Raw genomic sequence first — 14708 nt, forward strand, 5'->3', positions numbered from 1 at the left:
GGGCCACGCTGCAGAAGGCCCGGCCGGTGCTGCGCGACCGCCTCGCCGGCTGGCTGCACCGGGAGGAGCGGCGCTGGACCGCCGCGGTCGCACCGCGGCTGGTCGCCGGCGCGACGGGAATACGGAACACCGGCTGGCGGACCGAGAGCATCAGCTTCACCAGCACCTCCGTCGCGGTCGCCACGGTCATCCGCTCCGGATCGCCCGACCGGTACGTGGTCAAGGTTCCGTGGACCGCCGCCGGCGCCGACAGCCTGCGGCGTCAGGCGACGGTGCTCGCGACCCTGCAGCAGGATCCGCGGCTGCCCAACCTGCGTCCCGTGCTGCCCCGCTGCCTCGCCGAAGCGACGATCGAGGGGCGTTACTACTGCGTGGAGGAGGCGCTGCCGGGGGTTTCCGCGACGGCGTTGATGGTACGGCGGGCCTGCCGAACCATGCTCCTCCGCGCCGCCACCAGGCTGATCGGTGACCTGCACGCCCGAACCGGGGAACAGACCGCACTCGACCGGCCCGCCGTGCGGGGGTGGGTGGACGCACCGCTGAGGCGGCTCGAGCAGTTCGCGCTCACGCTGCCCCAGCCCGCCCGGGTCGTCGATGCGGTCGGGCGTCTGCGCGAGGAGCTGATCGCCGTTCTTGTCGGACGGACCGTGCGCGTGTCCTGGATCCACGGCGACTTCTGGCCGGGCAACCTGCTGGCCGCGCCGCCGGGCGTGCGGTTGACCGGGGTCGTCGACTGGGACTGCGCCACACCGGGCCAGCTTCCCCTGTACGACCTGCTGCACCTGCACGTCCTCGCCCGGCGGCTCACCGTCGGCGAAGAGCTCGGCGACATCGTCGTGCACGCCCTGCGCTGGGGAATCGACGAGACGCTCAACGTTCCCGCCCCCGAGGTCGGCGCCTGGCTGGACGCGATCCCGCAGCGGGCGGCCCTGCTCCTGTACTGGCTGCGCCACATCCGGCTGTTTATCGACTCGGAAGGTGATCATGGCAACCCACGGTGGCTTCGCGCCAACGTTGAACGCGTCCTTGCCAATATCTGAACTGGTCGGCGACGGCGACCCGGAATCGCCGGTCCACGTCGCAGGGTCGGCGGCGCCCACCGTCACCGTCATCATCTGCGTGTACACCGAAGGGCGCTGGCCGCAGATCGTGCGGGCGGTCGAGTCGGTGCGGGCGCAGGAGACCCCGGCAACGCAGATCGTCCTCGTCGTGGATCACAACCTCGCGCTGCTGGAACGCGTCCGGCACACCTTTCGCGGGGTGACGGTCGTGCCGAACGGCGGCCCGCGAGGCCTCTCGGCGGCCCGCAACACCGGCGTGGCCGAGGCGCGCGGGGAAATCGTCGCCTTCCTCGACGACGACGCGGAGGCCGAGTCCGACTGGCTGGCCCGGTTGGTGCCGCACTACATCGAGGAGCGGGTGCTGGCCGTCGGGGGGCGGGCCCTCCCGGCGTGGGAGGAGCAGCGCCCGCGGTGGCTGCCGCCCGAGTTCGACTGGGTGGTCGGGTGCAGCTTCACCGGGCAACCGATAGATGTCTCCCCGGTGCGCAACGTCATCGGATGTAACATGTCGTTCCGCCGGACCGTTCTGGACCGCATCGCCGGCTTCAATCCCGCGCTCGGACGGATCGGGCGAACGCCGGTCGGCTGTGAGGAAACGGAACTGTGCATCCGTATCCGGCGCGAGCACCCGGACGGCATCGTCCTGTACGAGCCTGCGGCGCGAGTCCGGCACCGGGTGACCACGGACCGGACGACTTGGCGCTACTTCCGCCAGCGCTGCTTTTCGGAAGGGCGGTCCAAGGCGGTGGTCGCCCGCCTGGTCGGCAGCGACGCGGGACTGTCCGCGGAGCGCGCGTACACCCGCCAGGCGCTGCCGGACGGGGTGCGCCGCGGGCTGCGTCAGATCCGCGACGGCGACGGCGCCGGGCTGCTGCGGGCCGGGGCAATCGTCGCCGGGCTGCTCGTGACCGCCTCCGGCTACGTCTCCGGTCAGGCGATGCGCGCCTCGGACGCCGCCGGCAAGCCCGCTCGGCAACGGCGCAAGCCGGGGCCGGCACCGATACGCGTGCTCACGGTCGAACTCTCCGACGGGCTGCCCGCGGTGCCCGACGACGGCCTGGACGGGAGCCGGTACGCGGCGGCACAGATCCTGGTCCGGCTGCACGGGCAGCCGCTGGGGCTACTCGACGTCCCGCTGCCGCCCGGCGGCCTGACCGCGTCGGCGCTGGCCGGGGTGATCCGGGAACGACTCGGCGACGAAATCGGCGAGCACCTGCGGGAGGACGGCGGCGAGGCCGGAACGGTCGGCGGCGGCGTGTCGTGCCAACTGCGGCGGCCACTGCAGGAGCCCAGTCCGTTCGTCAGCGTGATCGTGCCGACGTGTGGACGGACACCGCTGTTCGAGGCGGCACTCGACTCGCTCGCCGCGCTGGACTACCCCCGGTACGAGATTGTCGTCGTCGACAACGCCCCTCAGCGCTCCGACACGGCACGGATCGTCGCGGGGCGGGCCGTTGCCGATCCCCGGTTCCGCTGCACCCGTGAACCGCGACCTGGCGTCACCCACGCACGCAACCGGGGGCTCGCCGAGGCCCGGGGGGAGATCGTGGCCTTCGCGGACGACGACGTGATGGTGGACCGGTGGTGGCTGCGAGCCCTCGTCGACGGCTTCACCGACGCCGACGTCGCCGGAGTGACCGGACAGGTGCTCGCCCGTGAGCTCGAGGCGCCGGCCCAGATCTGGATCGAGCAGTACGGCGGTTACGGCAAGGGCTGCCGGCGCCGGCGGTTCGACCGGACCGGGTTCGAGACGCTCGAGGCGCAGCGCATGCACCGGGTTTCCGCATCGCCCCGCTCGCTCTACCCGTACCTCCCGGGCTCGTACGGCTCCGGGGCGAACATGGCGTTCCGTGCCGCGCAGCTGCGCCGGCTGGGCGGCTTCGACCCGCGACTGCCCAGCGGCGAGGACATCGACGTGCTGCTGCGCCTGGTGCTGGCCGGCCACGCGCTGGTGTACGAACCGGGCGCGATCGTGTGGCACACGCATCGGCGTGAGGTCCGGGCGTTACGGCGCACCGTGTACCAGTACGGCACCGGCCTCAGCGCGGTGCTCGCCAAGTGCGTCGCCACCGATGCCTCGGCCCGCGTGGACCTGCTGAGACGGCTGCCGCGCGGCATGGCGTACGCCCTCCTGCCACAGTCCGGCAAGAACGCGCGGAAGCGCGACGGCTACCCCGCCTCCTTCACCGCTCTGGAGCTGTGCGGGCTGGCGCTGGGCCCGGCCTACTACGCCGCCGCCGCGTGGTCGGCCCGTTCGCGGCGGAGCCATCGATGAGCGCCGCGCGACCGAGGACGGTCGTGCCCGTGCTCGGGTATCACAGCATCAGCGACGAGCGCCGCGACGGGACGCTGCGATGGTCGGTTTCCCCCGGCGACTTCGACGAGCAGATGGCGCTGATCAGGCAGCGGGGGTGCACCCCGTTGACGGTCGGCCGGTATGCCGCCGCGCTGCGTGGAGTAGCACCGCTGCCGCCGCGACCGGTGCTGATCACCTTCGACGACGGGTTCCCCGACCTCGCCGAGGCCGCGCTGCCGGTGCTGCGCCGGTACGACCTCACGGCGACCGCGTACGTCATCACGTCCCGGCTGGGCGTCACCCAGCCGGCGACCGGCAGCGATCCGGCGCTCGACTGGGACGGGCTGGCAGAGTTGCGGGCGCACGGGGTGGAGATCGGGTCGCACAGCCGCACGCACCGTGCACTCGACTGCCTGCACCGCCGGGAGCTGGACTCGGAGATCGCGCACAGCAGGCGGGAGCTCGAGGACGGTCTCCAGGCGCCCGTGTCGTCGTTCGCCTACCCGTACGGCTACCACAGCCCGGCCGTCTGCCGCGCGGTACAGGCGGCCGGCTACTCCGCGGCCTGTGCCGTGAAGAACGCGCTGAGCCACGAGGAAGACGACGTCTTCGCCATCGCCCGGGTCCTGATCGAGCGCGACACCGGCACCGAGGCACTCGACGCGCTGCTCGACGGGCGTGGCTGGCCGCTGGCCTGGCGCGGCGAGCACCTGCGGACGCGGGGCTGGCGCGCGTACCGGCAGGTCCGCCAGGTTGTGCACGCGGCGCGCCCCGCCGCCGGTCAACCGCGCGTGCCGGACCGGGGTGAGCCGCCTGACCGCGGCCGGGAGGTGGCGTCATGACCGGACGGCACTCTGGAGTCGCAGATCCGGCGATCACGGACGGCACGACCGCCCTCGACCTCATCGCCGAAACCGCTCCGGTCGCGACGCGGCTGCGCCGCCACTTGCGCAATCCGCTGAACAGCAACGTCTACGCGCTGATGGTCAACACGGTCCTCAGTTCGCTGCTGGGCGTCGCGTACTGGGCGATCGCGGCGAGGCTGTACTCCCCGGCACAGCTGGGGATCGGCGCCGCCACGGTTTCGACGATGACGTTCCTGAGCAACCTGTCCCAGCTCAACCTGAACGGGACGCTCGCCCGCTTCCTGCCGGCCGCGGGCCGGCAGGGGACCCGGCTGGTCGGCTACGCCTACGGGACCAGCTGTCTGGTGGCCCTCGGCATCAGCGGCGCCTTTCTGGCGATCGCCCCCCTCGTCACCGGCCAGTTCAAGTTCCTGCACCGCACCCCGCTGCTCGCCCTCTGCTTTGCGCTGGCGGTCGCCGGCTGGAGCGTCTTCACGCTGCAGGACAGCGTGCTGACCGCGCTGCGGGGAGCCGTCTGGGTCCCGGCCGAGAACGCTGTTTTCGGCATCCTCAAGGTCGCTTTGCTGGTACTGCTGGCCGGTACGGCACCGGGCCTCGGGATCTTCGCCTCCTGGAATCTCGCGGTCGTGGCCGCGCTCGTCCCCATCAACCTGCTGGTGTTCCGCAGGCTGCTGCCCCGGCTGCACGCGCGGGGCGACGCGGCCGCCCTGCCCGGCCGCCGGGCCCTGGCCCGGTTCGTGGCGCTGGACTACGTCGGGTACCTGTTCATGCAGGCCGGCACGAACGCACTGCCCCTGATCGTGACCGCCGAACTGGGCGCGGAGGCCAACGGCGTGTTCTACGTGGCGTGGCTGCTCGGCAGCTCGGCGGAGCTCGTGGCGTACCACTTCGGCACCTCGCTCACCGTGGAGGCCGCCGCCGACGAGTCCCGGCTCGCGGCGTACACACGGCAGATGCTGCGCCGGGCGCTGCTCCTCTTCACGCCGGCGGTCGCCCTGCTCTGCGCGACGGCGCCGCTGCTGCTGAAGGTGTTCGGTGAGCAGTACGCCGGAGCCGGCGCGAACACCCTGCGGCTCTTCGCCGTCGCGGTGCTACCCAAGGTGGTGGTGATCGTCTTCATTGCCGCATCCAGGGTGCAGCGCAGGATCGGGCGCATCATTCTGGTCAATGCCGCGGCGAGCACGCTGGTGCTGTCGCTGACCCTTCTCACCGTGGACGAGCTCGGGGTGACCGGGGTCGGCGTCGCCTACCTGATCGCGCAGCTGATCGTAGCGGGAGCCGTCCTGCCGGCGCTGCTGCGACTGGGGTGGGGCAAACCGAGAGCGGCGAGGGAGCCATGCTGACCGCGGCGGCCGTGCCGGAGCGCCGGGTGCGCGTCGACCTGCGAGCAGCTGCCGTGTGGTGCGCGCCCGTGATCGCGCTCGGGCTCGGGCTACTGTCCCTGCGGCGGTCGGACGTCGCCGACATCGGATCCCTCGGCCTCGTCTCAGCGCTGCAACCCGGACTGTACGTCGCGCTCGCGTTGCTCACCGCCAGTTTCGTCGTCGGCGTGTTCCGTCCCCGGCCCGCTCCAGGCCCGCTGCTCGCCGCGCACGTCGTCGTGCTCGTCGTCCTGCTGCACGGCGCGGCGGCGGTCGTCGAGCCGTTGCCGCGGATGATCCCCAGCTGGCTGCATGTCGGCTTCGCCGACTACATCGCACGGACCGGCGACACGCTGCCGCAGCTCGACGCCCGATTCAACTGGCCCGGGTTCTTCGCCCTGGTGGCGATGGCGACCAGGGCGGCGGGGATGCCGGATGCCATGCCGCTACTCGCCTGGACCGCCGTCTTCCTCAACCTGTTGTACTGCGCGACCGTCTTCCGGCTGGCCCGGCAGCTGTCGTCGCGGGCGCGTACGGCGTGGCTGGCCGTCTGGCTGTTCGTGCCGGCGAACTGGGTGGGGCAGGACTACTTCGGGCCGCAGGGGATGAACTACCTGTTCTACCTGGTGCTGATGCTGGTGCTGGTGGCGTGGTTCGGCCGGCGTCGGGATGCCCCGCCGCGGTCACCCGGACAGGTCACCGGCTGGCTCCTGCGCGCGTTCCGGCTCCCGCCGAGGGCGCTGCGGCTTGCCCCGGACCCGCATCCGGCGGGCCCGGTGTCACTGGTGGGCCTGATCAGCGTGGTCCTCGTGATCTTCACCGCCAGCACCGTGAGCCACCAGCTCACCCCGATCGCGATCGTCGTCTCCGCCGGCGCGCTGGTGCTGACCGGCTGCTGCACGATGCGTACACTGCCGATCTTGCTGGGCGTCGTGGTCGCCGCCTACATCAGCTACGGCACGGTCCCGTACTGGTCGGGGCACCTGCACGACATGTTCGGCTCCGTCGGCCATGTCGGCGGTACCGTCAGCAGCGCAGCGGTGCAGCGCGTCCGGGGCGACCCCGGCCACCAGATCGTGGTGCTGTCGCGGCTCGGTCTCGCCGCGGCCGTCTGGGGTCTGGCGGCCGTGGCAGCGTGGCGCCGGATGCGGCGCGGGCGGGGGGACCTCGCGTTGATGTCGCTCGCCGCCGCTCCGTTCCTGTTACTGGCCCTGCAAAGCTACGGCGGCGAGATCTTCCTGCGTGTCTACGCCCTCGCCCTGCCGTTCATGGTGATCCTCGTCGCCACGCTGACGACGGCCGGCTGGCCGGCGCGGCGGCGCGTCCTCACCGCCGCTCTGACCGGGGCGCTCAGCGCCGTGCTCATCGCCGCATTTCTTGTCGCGCGGTACGGCAACGAGGCCTTCGAGCAGGTCCGCCCCGGCGATTCGCAGGCGGTGGACTGGCTCTATGCGAATGCGCCGGCGGGCACCTCGTTCGTCTCGCTGACGTCGAATGTGCCCTGGCGTGCGGAGAACATCGAGCGGTACCGGTACGTGCCCCTCGGCGAGGACCTCGGGCCGGCCTCACTGTCCGAGATCGAGAACGACATGCGGGCCAACCCGCGTGGTGCATACCTGGTCATCACGAAGGGACAGTTCGTCTTCGCCGAGTCGTTCCTCGGCAAACCGGCGGGCTGGGGCGAGGGCATCGAACGCGAAGTGGTCGGCTCCGGCCGGTTCCGGCCGGTCTACACCACCCCTGAAGCGAGGATCTACGTCCTCGCCGCCCCGGGAGGCGCAAGCCGATGACGGACACCACCGAGCCGAGAGCGGCGAAGCCGAGCGTGGCGAGCCGGAAGAGCATTCCCAGCCCGCGCCGGGTGACCGGAATGCCTAAGCACCGGGCCGCGACGCCGCGCTGGCCGGACGGATCCCGGCCGCCCAACGTCTGGCCACCGCTGCTGACGCTGCTCGCCGGCGCCGGGGTCCTCGCCCTCGTCCTGCTGAGCGGGCCCGCCACCGTGCGAGCGGTCGCCGTGCTCGCCTACCTCACGATCGTCCCGGGGCTGGCCTGCGTGCGGCTGATCCGCCTGCCGGACCGCCTCACGCAGGTCGTCCTCGGCGTCGCGCTCAGCCTGGCGCTCGGCACCCTCGTCGCCCAGGCGATGGTGCAGCTGCGGCGCTGGTCACCGCTGCTCGGGCTATGTGCCCTCGTGACCGTAGGTTCGGTCGCGGCGCTGACCGAACTGGTCCGGAACAGGCGCACGACGCGACGCGGGAGCGTGAACTCCTCATGAGCCCGATGCTCGTCAGATCGCTGTGGACCGGCGAGGGCCCTTGGGCGTGGGGCCACGCCGTCCTGCTCACCCTGCTGCTCGGGACGCTCGTCGCCAGGGTCGTGCTGCAGGGTGCTGTACGGTCGCCGAACCAGAAGGCCCTTCGCGTGCTCAACATGGCGATCGCACCGCTGCTCGTCGTCTTTCTCGTCGTGGTGCTGCAACGGTTTCGCGGGCTCAGCTAGCGATCGCGTTCGAGCCCGGCGCCGCTGCGGGCTACGGCTGTGTCAGGGGGTCGCGGTGATCAGCCGCCATCCTGGTGTCCGAGGCGAGCAGTGCGACATGCAGTGAGGTTCGAGTCTCGCCCCGGGCCAGATCGACGCCGAGGAGCCGTTCGACGTGTGCGATCCGCTCGTAGAGCACGGGGCGCGAGATCGAGAGGCTCGCGGCGGCTGCCGACTTGCTCTCCGGGTGCTCGAGCAGGGCCCGCAACGCCTTCTCCAAGCGTCCGCCGTGCGCCACGTCCGCGGCGCGCAAGGTGTGCAGCTCACGCTCGCTGAACGTGGACAGACGCTCGTCGTCGATCAGCAGCGTCAGCAAACCGAGAAGGTGGACGTCCTTGAGGCGCAGCACCTGCCGGGTCGGCTGTGCCGAGGAGCCCAGCGAACCCATCACCTGGTGCGCCTCACGCATCGAGCGGTCGACGACGGCGAAGTCGGCCACGACGGTACCGGCGGTGGCGACGAACGAGAACCGAGACGGCAGGGATGCGATGAGATCGTCGACCGCCTTCGTGGCCGAGTGCCGCTTCGGCAGGGACAGCAGCACCCGGATGACGCCACCGACCGCCGCCACGAGTGCCCGCAGCCCTGGTACCGCGGTCGCGTGGACGACCGATGCCAGGAGCTCATCGGGTCCCGTGGACCTACGACCTTCGCCGGCGACGCCGCTCGAAGCATCTCGCATGGCGACTGCAACGAACTGACGGTTCGCGGTCGGCAGCCCGGCCAGTCGGCAGCGCTGCTCGACGTCGGGGGAGGAGGGATCGGCCATGATCGCCACGAGGAGCTCGTGATGCAGCTGGCGGTCGCGGCCGATGCGTTGCCGGTCGTGCAGCATGTGCATCGCCAAGGCGGCCGCGCCTCGCTCCGCCACGGCGATCAGGCGCTGGGTGGGTGGAGCGGGACAACCGATGACCAGTCGTCCCCAACCACGCTCGGCCCTCCCGACGCGTGCCAGGAGCCACCCGTTGCTGCTGTCCCACTCCGAGCGACCCTGCATCCGGGCGGCGTGTGAGCGTCGCTGCCAATCATCGAAGAACGCGGACGAGTTGCCGGGGCCGGCGACGTAGTCGAGGACCCGCCTGTCCTCGCTCTCGAGAGCGGCGGTCGCTCCCGCGAGCGAGGCGACAGCGCCGAGAATCTCGCTCGGGCCGGCCTCGGCGACGCTGAGTGCCGTGAACGTGTCGTGGACCTGTTGGGCCTCGCGGAGCTCGGTGAGCTGCTGGTCGACGATCCGTTCTCCGACGCTCTGGGCAACGCTCGCGAATCGGACCTCGCGTCGCAGCGCGACCAACACGAGCCGGTGCTGTTCACACGCATCGACGAGAGCCTGCGGAACGCTCTTCCAACGGCGACCGAGCTCGATGAACAAGCCGGCGGCGCCCGACTCGACCAGGCTGACGGCGAACCCGGTCAGGCCCTCCTTGGTCTCTGGCAGTGCGATGCCGGTGGTCAGCACGAGATCGTCTTCGCGCAGCAGGGTGGCGATGTCTGCCAGTTCGGTGGTGTGGACCCACCGCACGGCCCGGCCGAGCTCACTGGAAGCGGCCAGCACCTCGGGATCAGCGCCCCGGACGGCCGGCATGGCCAACACGTCCGCGACCGAAACTGCCATGGAACGTCCCGTCGAATTGTCGGTTTCCTCGGTCAGAGCCTACAGAACGACGGCACGTTCTCGTCGTCGAGGCGGAGAAGATGGGCACACCCGCAAGAGAGGACACCAATGTCGCGCACGATCGCCCACTGGGCAGCAGGCCAGATCTTCGAAGGGTCCAGCGGCCGCACCGCCGATGTGACCAACCCCGCCACTGGCGCCGTGTCGGGTCAGGTGGCGCTGGCGTCCGTTCAGGATGCCGAAGCGGTCATCGCGGGTGCCGCAGCTGCTGCGCAGGGCTGGGCACGCACCTCGATAGCGCGGCGTACCCAGGTGCTGTTCGCGTTCCGCGAGCTGCTCAACGCGCGGCGTGAGGAGCTGGCCGCGATCATCACCGCCGAGCACGGCAAGGTGCACTCGGACGCGCTGGGCGAGATCGCCCGCGGCCAGGAGGTCGTGGAGTTCGCCTGCGGCGTCGGGCACCTGCTCAAGGGCGGGCACTCGGAGCAGGTCTCGACGGGCGTGGATGTGCGCTCCAAGCGTGACCCGCTGGGCGTGGTCGGCATCATCAGCCCGTTCAACTTCCCGGCGATGGTCCCGATGTGGTTCTTCCCGATCGCCATCGCGACCGGCAACGCCGTGGTGCTCAAGCCGAGCGAGAAGGACCCGTCGTCCTCGCTGTGGCTGGCCGAGCTCTGGAAGGAGGCCGGCCTGCCCGACGGCGTCTTCAACGTGCTGCAGGGCGACAAGGAGGCGGTCGACGCGCTGCTGGACAGCCCCCGGATCGCCTCGATCAGCTTCGTCGGCTCCACCCCGATCGCCGAGTACGTCTACGAGCGGGCTTCCAAGGCGGGCAAGCGGGTGCAGGCGCTCGGCGGCGCGAAGAACCACATGGTGGTGCTGCCCGACGCCGACCTCGACCTGGCCGCCGACGCCGCCGTCAACGCCGGCTTCGGCAGTGCGGGGGAGCGGTGCATGGCGATCAGCGTGCTGGTGGCGGTCGGGTCGGTGGCCGACGAGCTGGTCGCGCGCGTCGCGGACCGCACCCGCACCGTGCAGATCGGCGACGGCTCGGCGGAGGCAACGGGGGCACAGCGCGAGGTGGACATGGGCCCGCTGGTCACCAGGGCACACCGGGACAAGGTCGCCTCCTACATCGATGCCGGCGAGCGGGAGGGCGCGAAGGTCGTCGTCGACGGGCGCGGCGCCCAGGCGCGCGGGGGGCAGGACGGGTTCTGGCTCGGCCCGACGCTGTTCGACCACGTCCGCCCGGAGATGGAGATCTACCGCGAGGAGATCTTCGGCCCGGTGCTGTCGGTGGTGCGGGTGGAGACCTACGCCGAGGCGGTCGAGCTGATCAACGCCAACCCCTATGGCAATGGTACGGCGATCTTCACCAACGACGGTGGCGCCGCCCGCCGCTTCGAGGCCGACGTGCACGTCGGGATGATCGGCGTCAACGTGCCCATTCCGGTGCCGGCGGCCTACTACTCCTTCGGCGGCTGGAAGCGCTCGCTCTTCGGGGACACCCACGCCTACGGCGTGGAGGGCGTGCACTTCTTCACCCGCGGCAAGGTCGTCACCAGCCGCTGGATCGACCCGGCCAACCGACCCGAGGGCGGCCTCGAGCTGGGGTTCCCGCGCAATGTCTGACACCACGCTGACCACCCCGACCGCTGCCACGACCGCCGGTGCTGTTCCGTCGTTGTCCGAGCTGATCGACTCCTCGGCCGAGCGCGCGTACGAGCTCGACCGGGCCCACGTCTTCCACTCCTGGTCCGCGCAGGCCCAGATCAAGCCGATGGTGGTGACCCGGGCCGAGGGCTCCTACGTCTGGGACGGCGAGGGCGCCCAGTTGCTCGACTTCACCTCCCAGCTGGTGTTCACCAACATGGGTCACCAGCACCCGCGGATCGTGCGGGCGATCCAGGAGCAGGCCGCCGAGCTGTGCACCGTGGCGCCCGGCTACGTCAATGCGGCTCGCTCGGAGGCTGCTCGGCTGATCGCCAGCCACACCCCGGCCGGCCTGGACAAGGTGTTCTTCACCAACGGCGGCGCGGACGCCAACGAGCACGCGATCCGGATGGCCCGGCTGCACACGGGCCGGCAGAAGGTGCTGTCGACGTACCGCTCGTATCACGGTGGCACCCACCTGGCCGTCAACGTGACGGGCGACCCACGCCGCTGGCCGAGCGACAACGGGGCGGCCGGGACGGTGCACTTCTTCGGGCCGTTCCTGTACCGCAGCGCGTTCCATGCGACGACCGAGGCGGAGGAGTGCGAGCGGGCGCTCGGGCACCTCGAGCAGGTGATCGCGCTCGAGGGCGCTTCGACAATCGCGGCCATCGTGCTGGAGTCGATCCCCGGCACCGCCGGCATCATGGTGCCGCCGGCCGGCTACCTGGCCGGGGTGCGGGAACTGTGCGACAGGCACGGCATCGTGTTCATCGCCGACGAGGTGATGGCCGGCTTCGGCCGGGCGGGCAGGTGGTTCGCGATCGAGCACGCCGAGGGTGTCGTCCCGGACCTGCTGACCTTCGCCAAGGGGGTGAACTCCGGCTATGTACCGATGGGCGGCGTGGCGATCAACGAGGCTATCGCTGCCACCTTCGCCGACCGGGTCTACCCGGGCGGACTCACCTACTCGGGACACCCGCTGGCTGCCGCGGCGGCGGTCGCGACCATCCGGGCCATGGAGGACGAGCGCGCCGTCGAGCGGGCCGCGGCCCTGGGCGAGGAGGTGTTTGCGCCGCGGCTGGCCGAGCTGGCGGGGAAGCACGAGTGGATCGGTGAGGTCCGCGGTGTCGGCGCGTTCTGGGCGATCGAGTTCGTCTCCGACCCGGTCACCCGCGAGCCGTTGGCGCCGTACGGCGGAAGCAGCGACGCGATGAACCGGATCGTCGCCGGCTGCAAGCAGCGCGGCCTGCTGCCGTTCGTCAACTACAACCGCATCCACCTGGTGCCACCGTTGACCAGCACCGTCGAGCAGGTCGCCGACGCGATCGACATCCTCGACGCGGCCATCGCCGACGCTGGTGCCCAAGCCTGAGTGAGGCCGACTTCGCGGCGGCGATCTTCCGCCTCTCCCGGCGACCGTCGGCTGGCCCGTCGCTGTATGCCCGCCGGCGCTGATTACGTGCCGCCCGACGACGGATTCCATCTGCCATTCGGCCCGAGACCGGAAAGCCTTCAGTGTTCCGGAGTGCCGCCGATGGTGGCTGTGACGGCTACTGATGCGCTGGCGACCGGAGGCAGGGCGATGGGGCAGAGCTCGATGGGTGGTGCGTTCGACAATCGCTCGCTGGGCACGAAGGTCACGGCGGCGATCCTGGTCGCCGCGGTGAGCGGGGTGATCGTAGGAGGGCTGGCCATCGCCAGTGTCCGGTCGACGCAGCAGGACGCGGCGGCGGCGCAGCGCACGAGTGTCGTCTCGCTCGCCGCGGCCGGGACGTTCGCCAAGAACATCGAGGCGTTCAGCGGCAACATCTCGGCGCTGCGGCTGTACCCGAGTCTGACCGATCGGCTCACCCAGAACCTGGACGCCAATCGGCGCGCCGTCGAGGAGTCTTTGGCCAGCTTGGAGACCAGCCTGGCCGGGGCGTCCGGCGGGCCCGCCGGCGTGGCGAAGGCGCGTCAGGACTGGAAGGCCTACATGGACTTCATCGCGGTTGACCGGACCAAGGCGACCCCGGCGGAGTTGGCGGCCGCGGTCCAGCAGTACGACACCATCTATGCCGCGCTCGGAGCGGACCAGACCGCGCTGCAGGACGCCGCGCGGGCTCAGGCCGAGGCGAGCATCAAGGTCGCAAGCGACCGCGCGGCGACCCAATCCTGGATCATCGCAGTCGTACTCGCCGTCGGCATCGCGCTCAGCCTGGCGATCGGATTCGCGGTCGTACGCCGGGCCCGCCGCGCACTCAACCGGGTGCTGCACGTCGCCGACGGGCTGGCGGAGGGCGATCTCACCCGCACCTCCGGCGTGCTCGCGCAGGACGAGGTCGGCCGGATGGCCATCTCCCTGGACCGGGGCATCTCGCGGCTGCGTGAGGACGTGCTGGAACTGGCCGGCAACGCCGGCACCCTGCAGCAGGCGGCGCAGCGGCTCACGTCCGTGTCGCAGGCGGTCGACACCACCGCCGGGCAGGCGTCCGCGGAGGCCTCGCACGTCGCCGCCGCGGCCGGTGAGGTCTCCGGCGACCTGCAGATCGTCTCGGCCGGCTCGGCGCAGATGGGCGCCTCGATCCGCGAGATCAGCCGCTCCACCTCGGAGGCCACCACCGTCATCGCCGAGGCCGTCCAGGTCGCCGACACCACCAGCACGACCGTCGCCCGCCTCGGCGAGTCCTCGACGGAGATCGCGACCGTGGTCAGGGTCATCACCGCGATCGCCGAGCAGACCAACCTGCTCGCGCTCAACGCGACCATCGAGGCCGCCCGGGCCGGCGAGGCCGGCAAGGGCTTCGCCGTCGTCGCCAGCGAGGTCAAGGACCTCGCGCAGGAGACCGCCAAGGCCACCGAGGACATCGTCGCCCGGGTCGGGACCATCCAGTCCGACACCACCAGCGCGGTGACGGCCATCGGCGAGATCTCCGCGATCATTGAGCGCATCAACGACATCCAGGTCACCATCGCCTCCGCGGTCGAGGAGCAGTCGGCGACCACCGACGAAATGAGCCGCACGCTGTCGCGTGCCGCCGGCGGCGCGAGCGGCATCGCCACCACCATCGCCGGCGTCTCGGACGCGACCCGGCGGACCACCGACACCGTCGGCGACACCCGCCAGGCCGCCGATGACCTGGCCGGCATGTCGGCCCGCATGCAGGCGCTGGTGTCCCGCTTCCGATACTGAGCTGCGGCGGCCGGTACGAACCGGCCTGCCCCGCACCACCAGCCCGCCCGCCGGTCCTCGCGCCACTCCCGGTGCCGGGCGAAAGCCCTGTCGCAGAGCGTGCGCTCGATGGAGGCGGCAGGGCTGGGTGACGTCGTGATGCC

11 protein-coding genes are annotated in these 14708 nt (G+C 71.3%); 10 read left to right on the forward strand and 1 reads right to left on the reverse strand.

Features of this window, described 5'->3' with window-relative positions; all coding sequences use genetic code 11:
- Positions 1-26: 26 nt before the first annotated feature.
- From ABT369_RS08645 to ABT369_RS08675, 7 genes are all read left to right on the forward strand, one after another.
- Positions 27-1040 (forward strand): phosphotransferase family protein, encoded by a 1014-nt coding sequence (locus tag ABT369_RS08645; protein ID WP_350611100.1) that lies wholly within the window; start codon positions 27-29, stop codon positions 1038-1040.
- Entirely contained in the window at positions 1027-3336 is a 2310-nt protein-coding gene (locus ABT369_RS08650; protein ID WP_350611101.1) for a glycosyltransferase, read from the forward strand. Before ABT369_RS08645 ends, ABT369_RS08650 begins: the two co-directional genes overlap by 14 nt.
- Positions 3333-4199, forward strand: coding sequence for a polysaccharide deacetylase family protein (locus tag ABT369_RS08655; protein ID WP_350611102.1), 867 nt, complete (start codon positions 3333-3335; stop codon positions 4197-4199). Before ABT369_RS08650 ends, ABT369_RS08655 begins: the two co-directional genes overlap by 4 nt.
- Positions 4196-5566: a lipopolysaccharide biosynthesis protein gene (locus ABT369_RS08660; protein WP_350611103.1), complete on the forward strand. Its 1371-nt coding sequence runs from the start codon at positions 4196-4198 to the stop codon at positions 5564-5566. The genes ABT369_RS08655 and ABT369_RS08660 overlap by 4 nt, the downstream gene beginning before the upstream one ends.
- A complete protein-coding gene (locus ABT369_RS08665) occupies positions 5560-7374 on the forward strand; it encodes a hypothetical protein (RefSeq protein WP_350611104.1) in 1815 nt (604 codons plus the stop codon). The genes ABT369_RS08660 and ABT369_RS08665 overlap by 7 nt, the downstream gene beginning before the upstream one ends.
- Before the next feature lie 80 nt (positions 7375-7454).
- Positions 7455-7862 carry a hypothetical protein gene (locus ABT369_RS08670; RefSeq protein ID WP_350611105.1) on the forward strand — a complete coding sequence of 136 codons (408 nt, stop codon included), beginning with the start codon at positions 7455-7457 and terminating at the stop codon, positions 7860-7862.
- Between the two features lie 5 nt (positions 7863-7867).
- Positions 7868-8086: a hypothetical protein gene (locus ABT369_RS08675; protein ID WP_350611106.1), complete on the forward strand. Its 219-nt coding sequence runs from the start codon at positions 7868-7870 to the stop codon at positions 8084-8086.
- 31 nt (positions 8087-8117) lie between these two features.
- Here the strand turns inward: ABT369_RS08675 and ABT369_RS08680 are convergent, their stop codons facing one another.
- Positions 8118-9737, reverse strand: a complete 1620-nt coding sequence (locus ABT369_RS08680; RefSeq protein WP_350611107.1) for a PucR family transcriptional regulator — start codon at positions 9735-9737, stop codon at positions 8118-8120.
- 108 nt (positions 9738-9845) lie between these two features.
- Between ABT369_RS08680 and ABT369_RS08685 the strand changes: the two genes are divergently transcribed.
- The 3 genes from ABT369_RS08685 to ABT369_RS08695 all read left to right on the forward strand — a co-directional run bounded on the left by ABT369_RS08685 (position 9846) and on the right by ABT369_RS08695 (position 14565).
- Entirely contained in the window at positions 9846-11369 is a 1524-nt protein-coding gene (locus ABT369_RS08685; protein ID WP_350611108.1) for a CoA-acylating methylmalonate-semialdehyde dehydrogenase, read from the forward strand.
- Between the two features lie 64 nt (positions 11370-11433).
- Positions 11434-12765, forward strand: a complete 1332-nt coding sequence (locus ABT369_RS08690) for an aspartate aminotransferase family protein (protein ID WP_350611341.1) — start codon at positions 11434-11436, stop codon at positions 12763-12765.
- A 225-nt stretch (positions 12766-12990) separates the two neighbouring features.
- The gene (locus ABT369_RS08695) at positions 12991-14565 is read left to right on the forward strand and encodes a methyl-accepting chemotaxis protein (protein ID WP_350611109.1); all 1575 of its coding nucleotides are present in this window, start codon (positions 12991-12993) and stop codon (positions 14563-14565) included.
- The last annotated feature ends 143 nt before the right edge of the window (positions 14566-14708 follow it).

The organism is Dactylosporangium sp. NPDC000244 (genome assembly GCF_040300725.1).
Classification (GTDB): Bacteria; Actinomycetota; Actinomycetes; order Mycobacteriales; family Micromonosporaceae; genus Dactylosporangium.

Coding starts and splice junctions, on each gene's coding strand:
- ABT369_RS08665 (WP_350611104.1), top strand. CDS start 5,560: ATGCTGACCGCGGCGGCCGTGCCGGAGCGCCGGGTGCGCGTCGACCTG.
- ABT369_RS08695 (WP_350611109.1), top strand. CDS start 12,991: ATGGGTGGTGCGTTCGACAATCGCTCGCTGGGCACGAAGGTCACGGCG.
- ABT369_RS08660 (WP_350611103.1), top strand. CDS start 4,196: ATGACCGGACGGCACTCTGGAGTCGCAGATCCGGCGATCACGGACGGC.
- ABT369_RS08655 (WP_350611102.1), top strand. CDS start 3,333: ATGAGCGCCGCGCGACCGAGGACGGTCGTGCCCGTGCTCGGGTATCAC.
- ABT369_RS08670 (WP_350611105.1), top strand. CDS start 7,455: ATGCCTAAGCACCGGGCCGCGACGCCGCGCTGGCCGGACGGATCCCGG.
- ABT369_RS08680 (WP_350611107.1), bottom strand. CDS start 9,737: ATGGCAGTTTCGGTCGCGGACGTGTTGGCCATGCCGGCCGTCCGGGGC.
- ABT369_RS08685 (WP_350611108.1), top strand. CDS start 9,846: ATGTCGCGCACGATCGCCCACTGGGCAGCAGGCCAGATCTTCGAAGGG.
- ABT369_RS08675 (WP_350611106.1), top strand. CDS start 7,868: ATGCTCGTCAGATCGCTGTGGACCGGCGAGGGCCCTTGGGCGTGGGGC.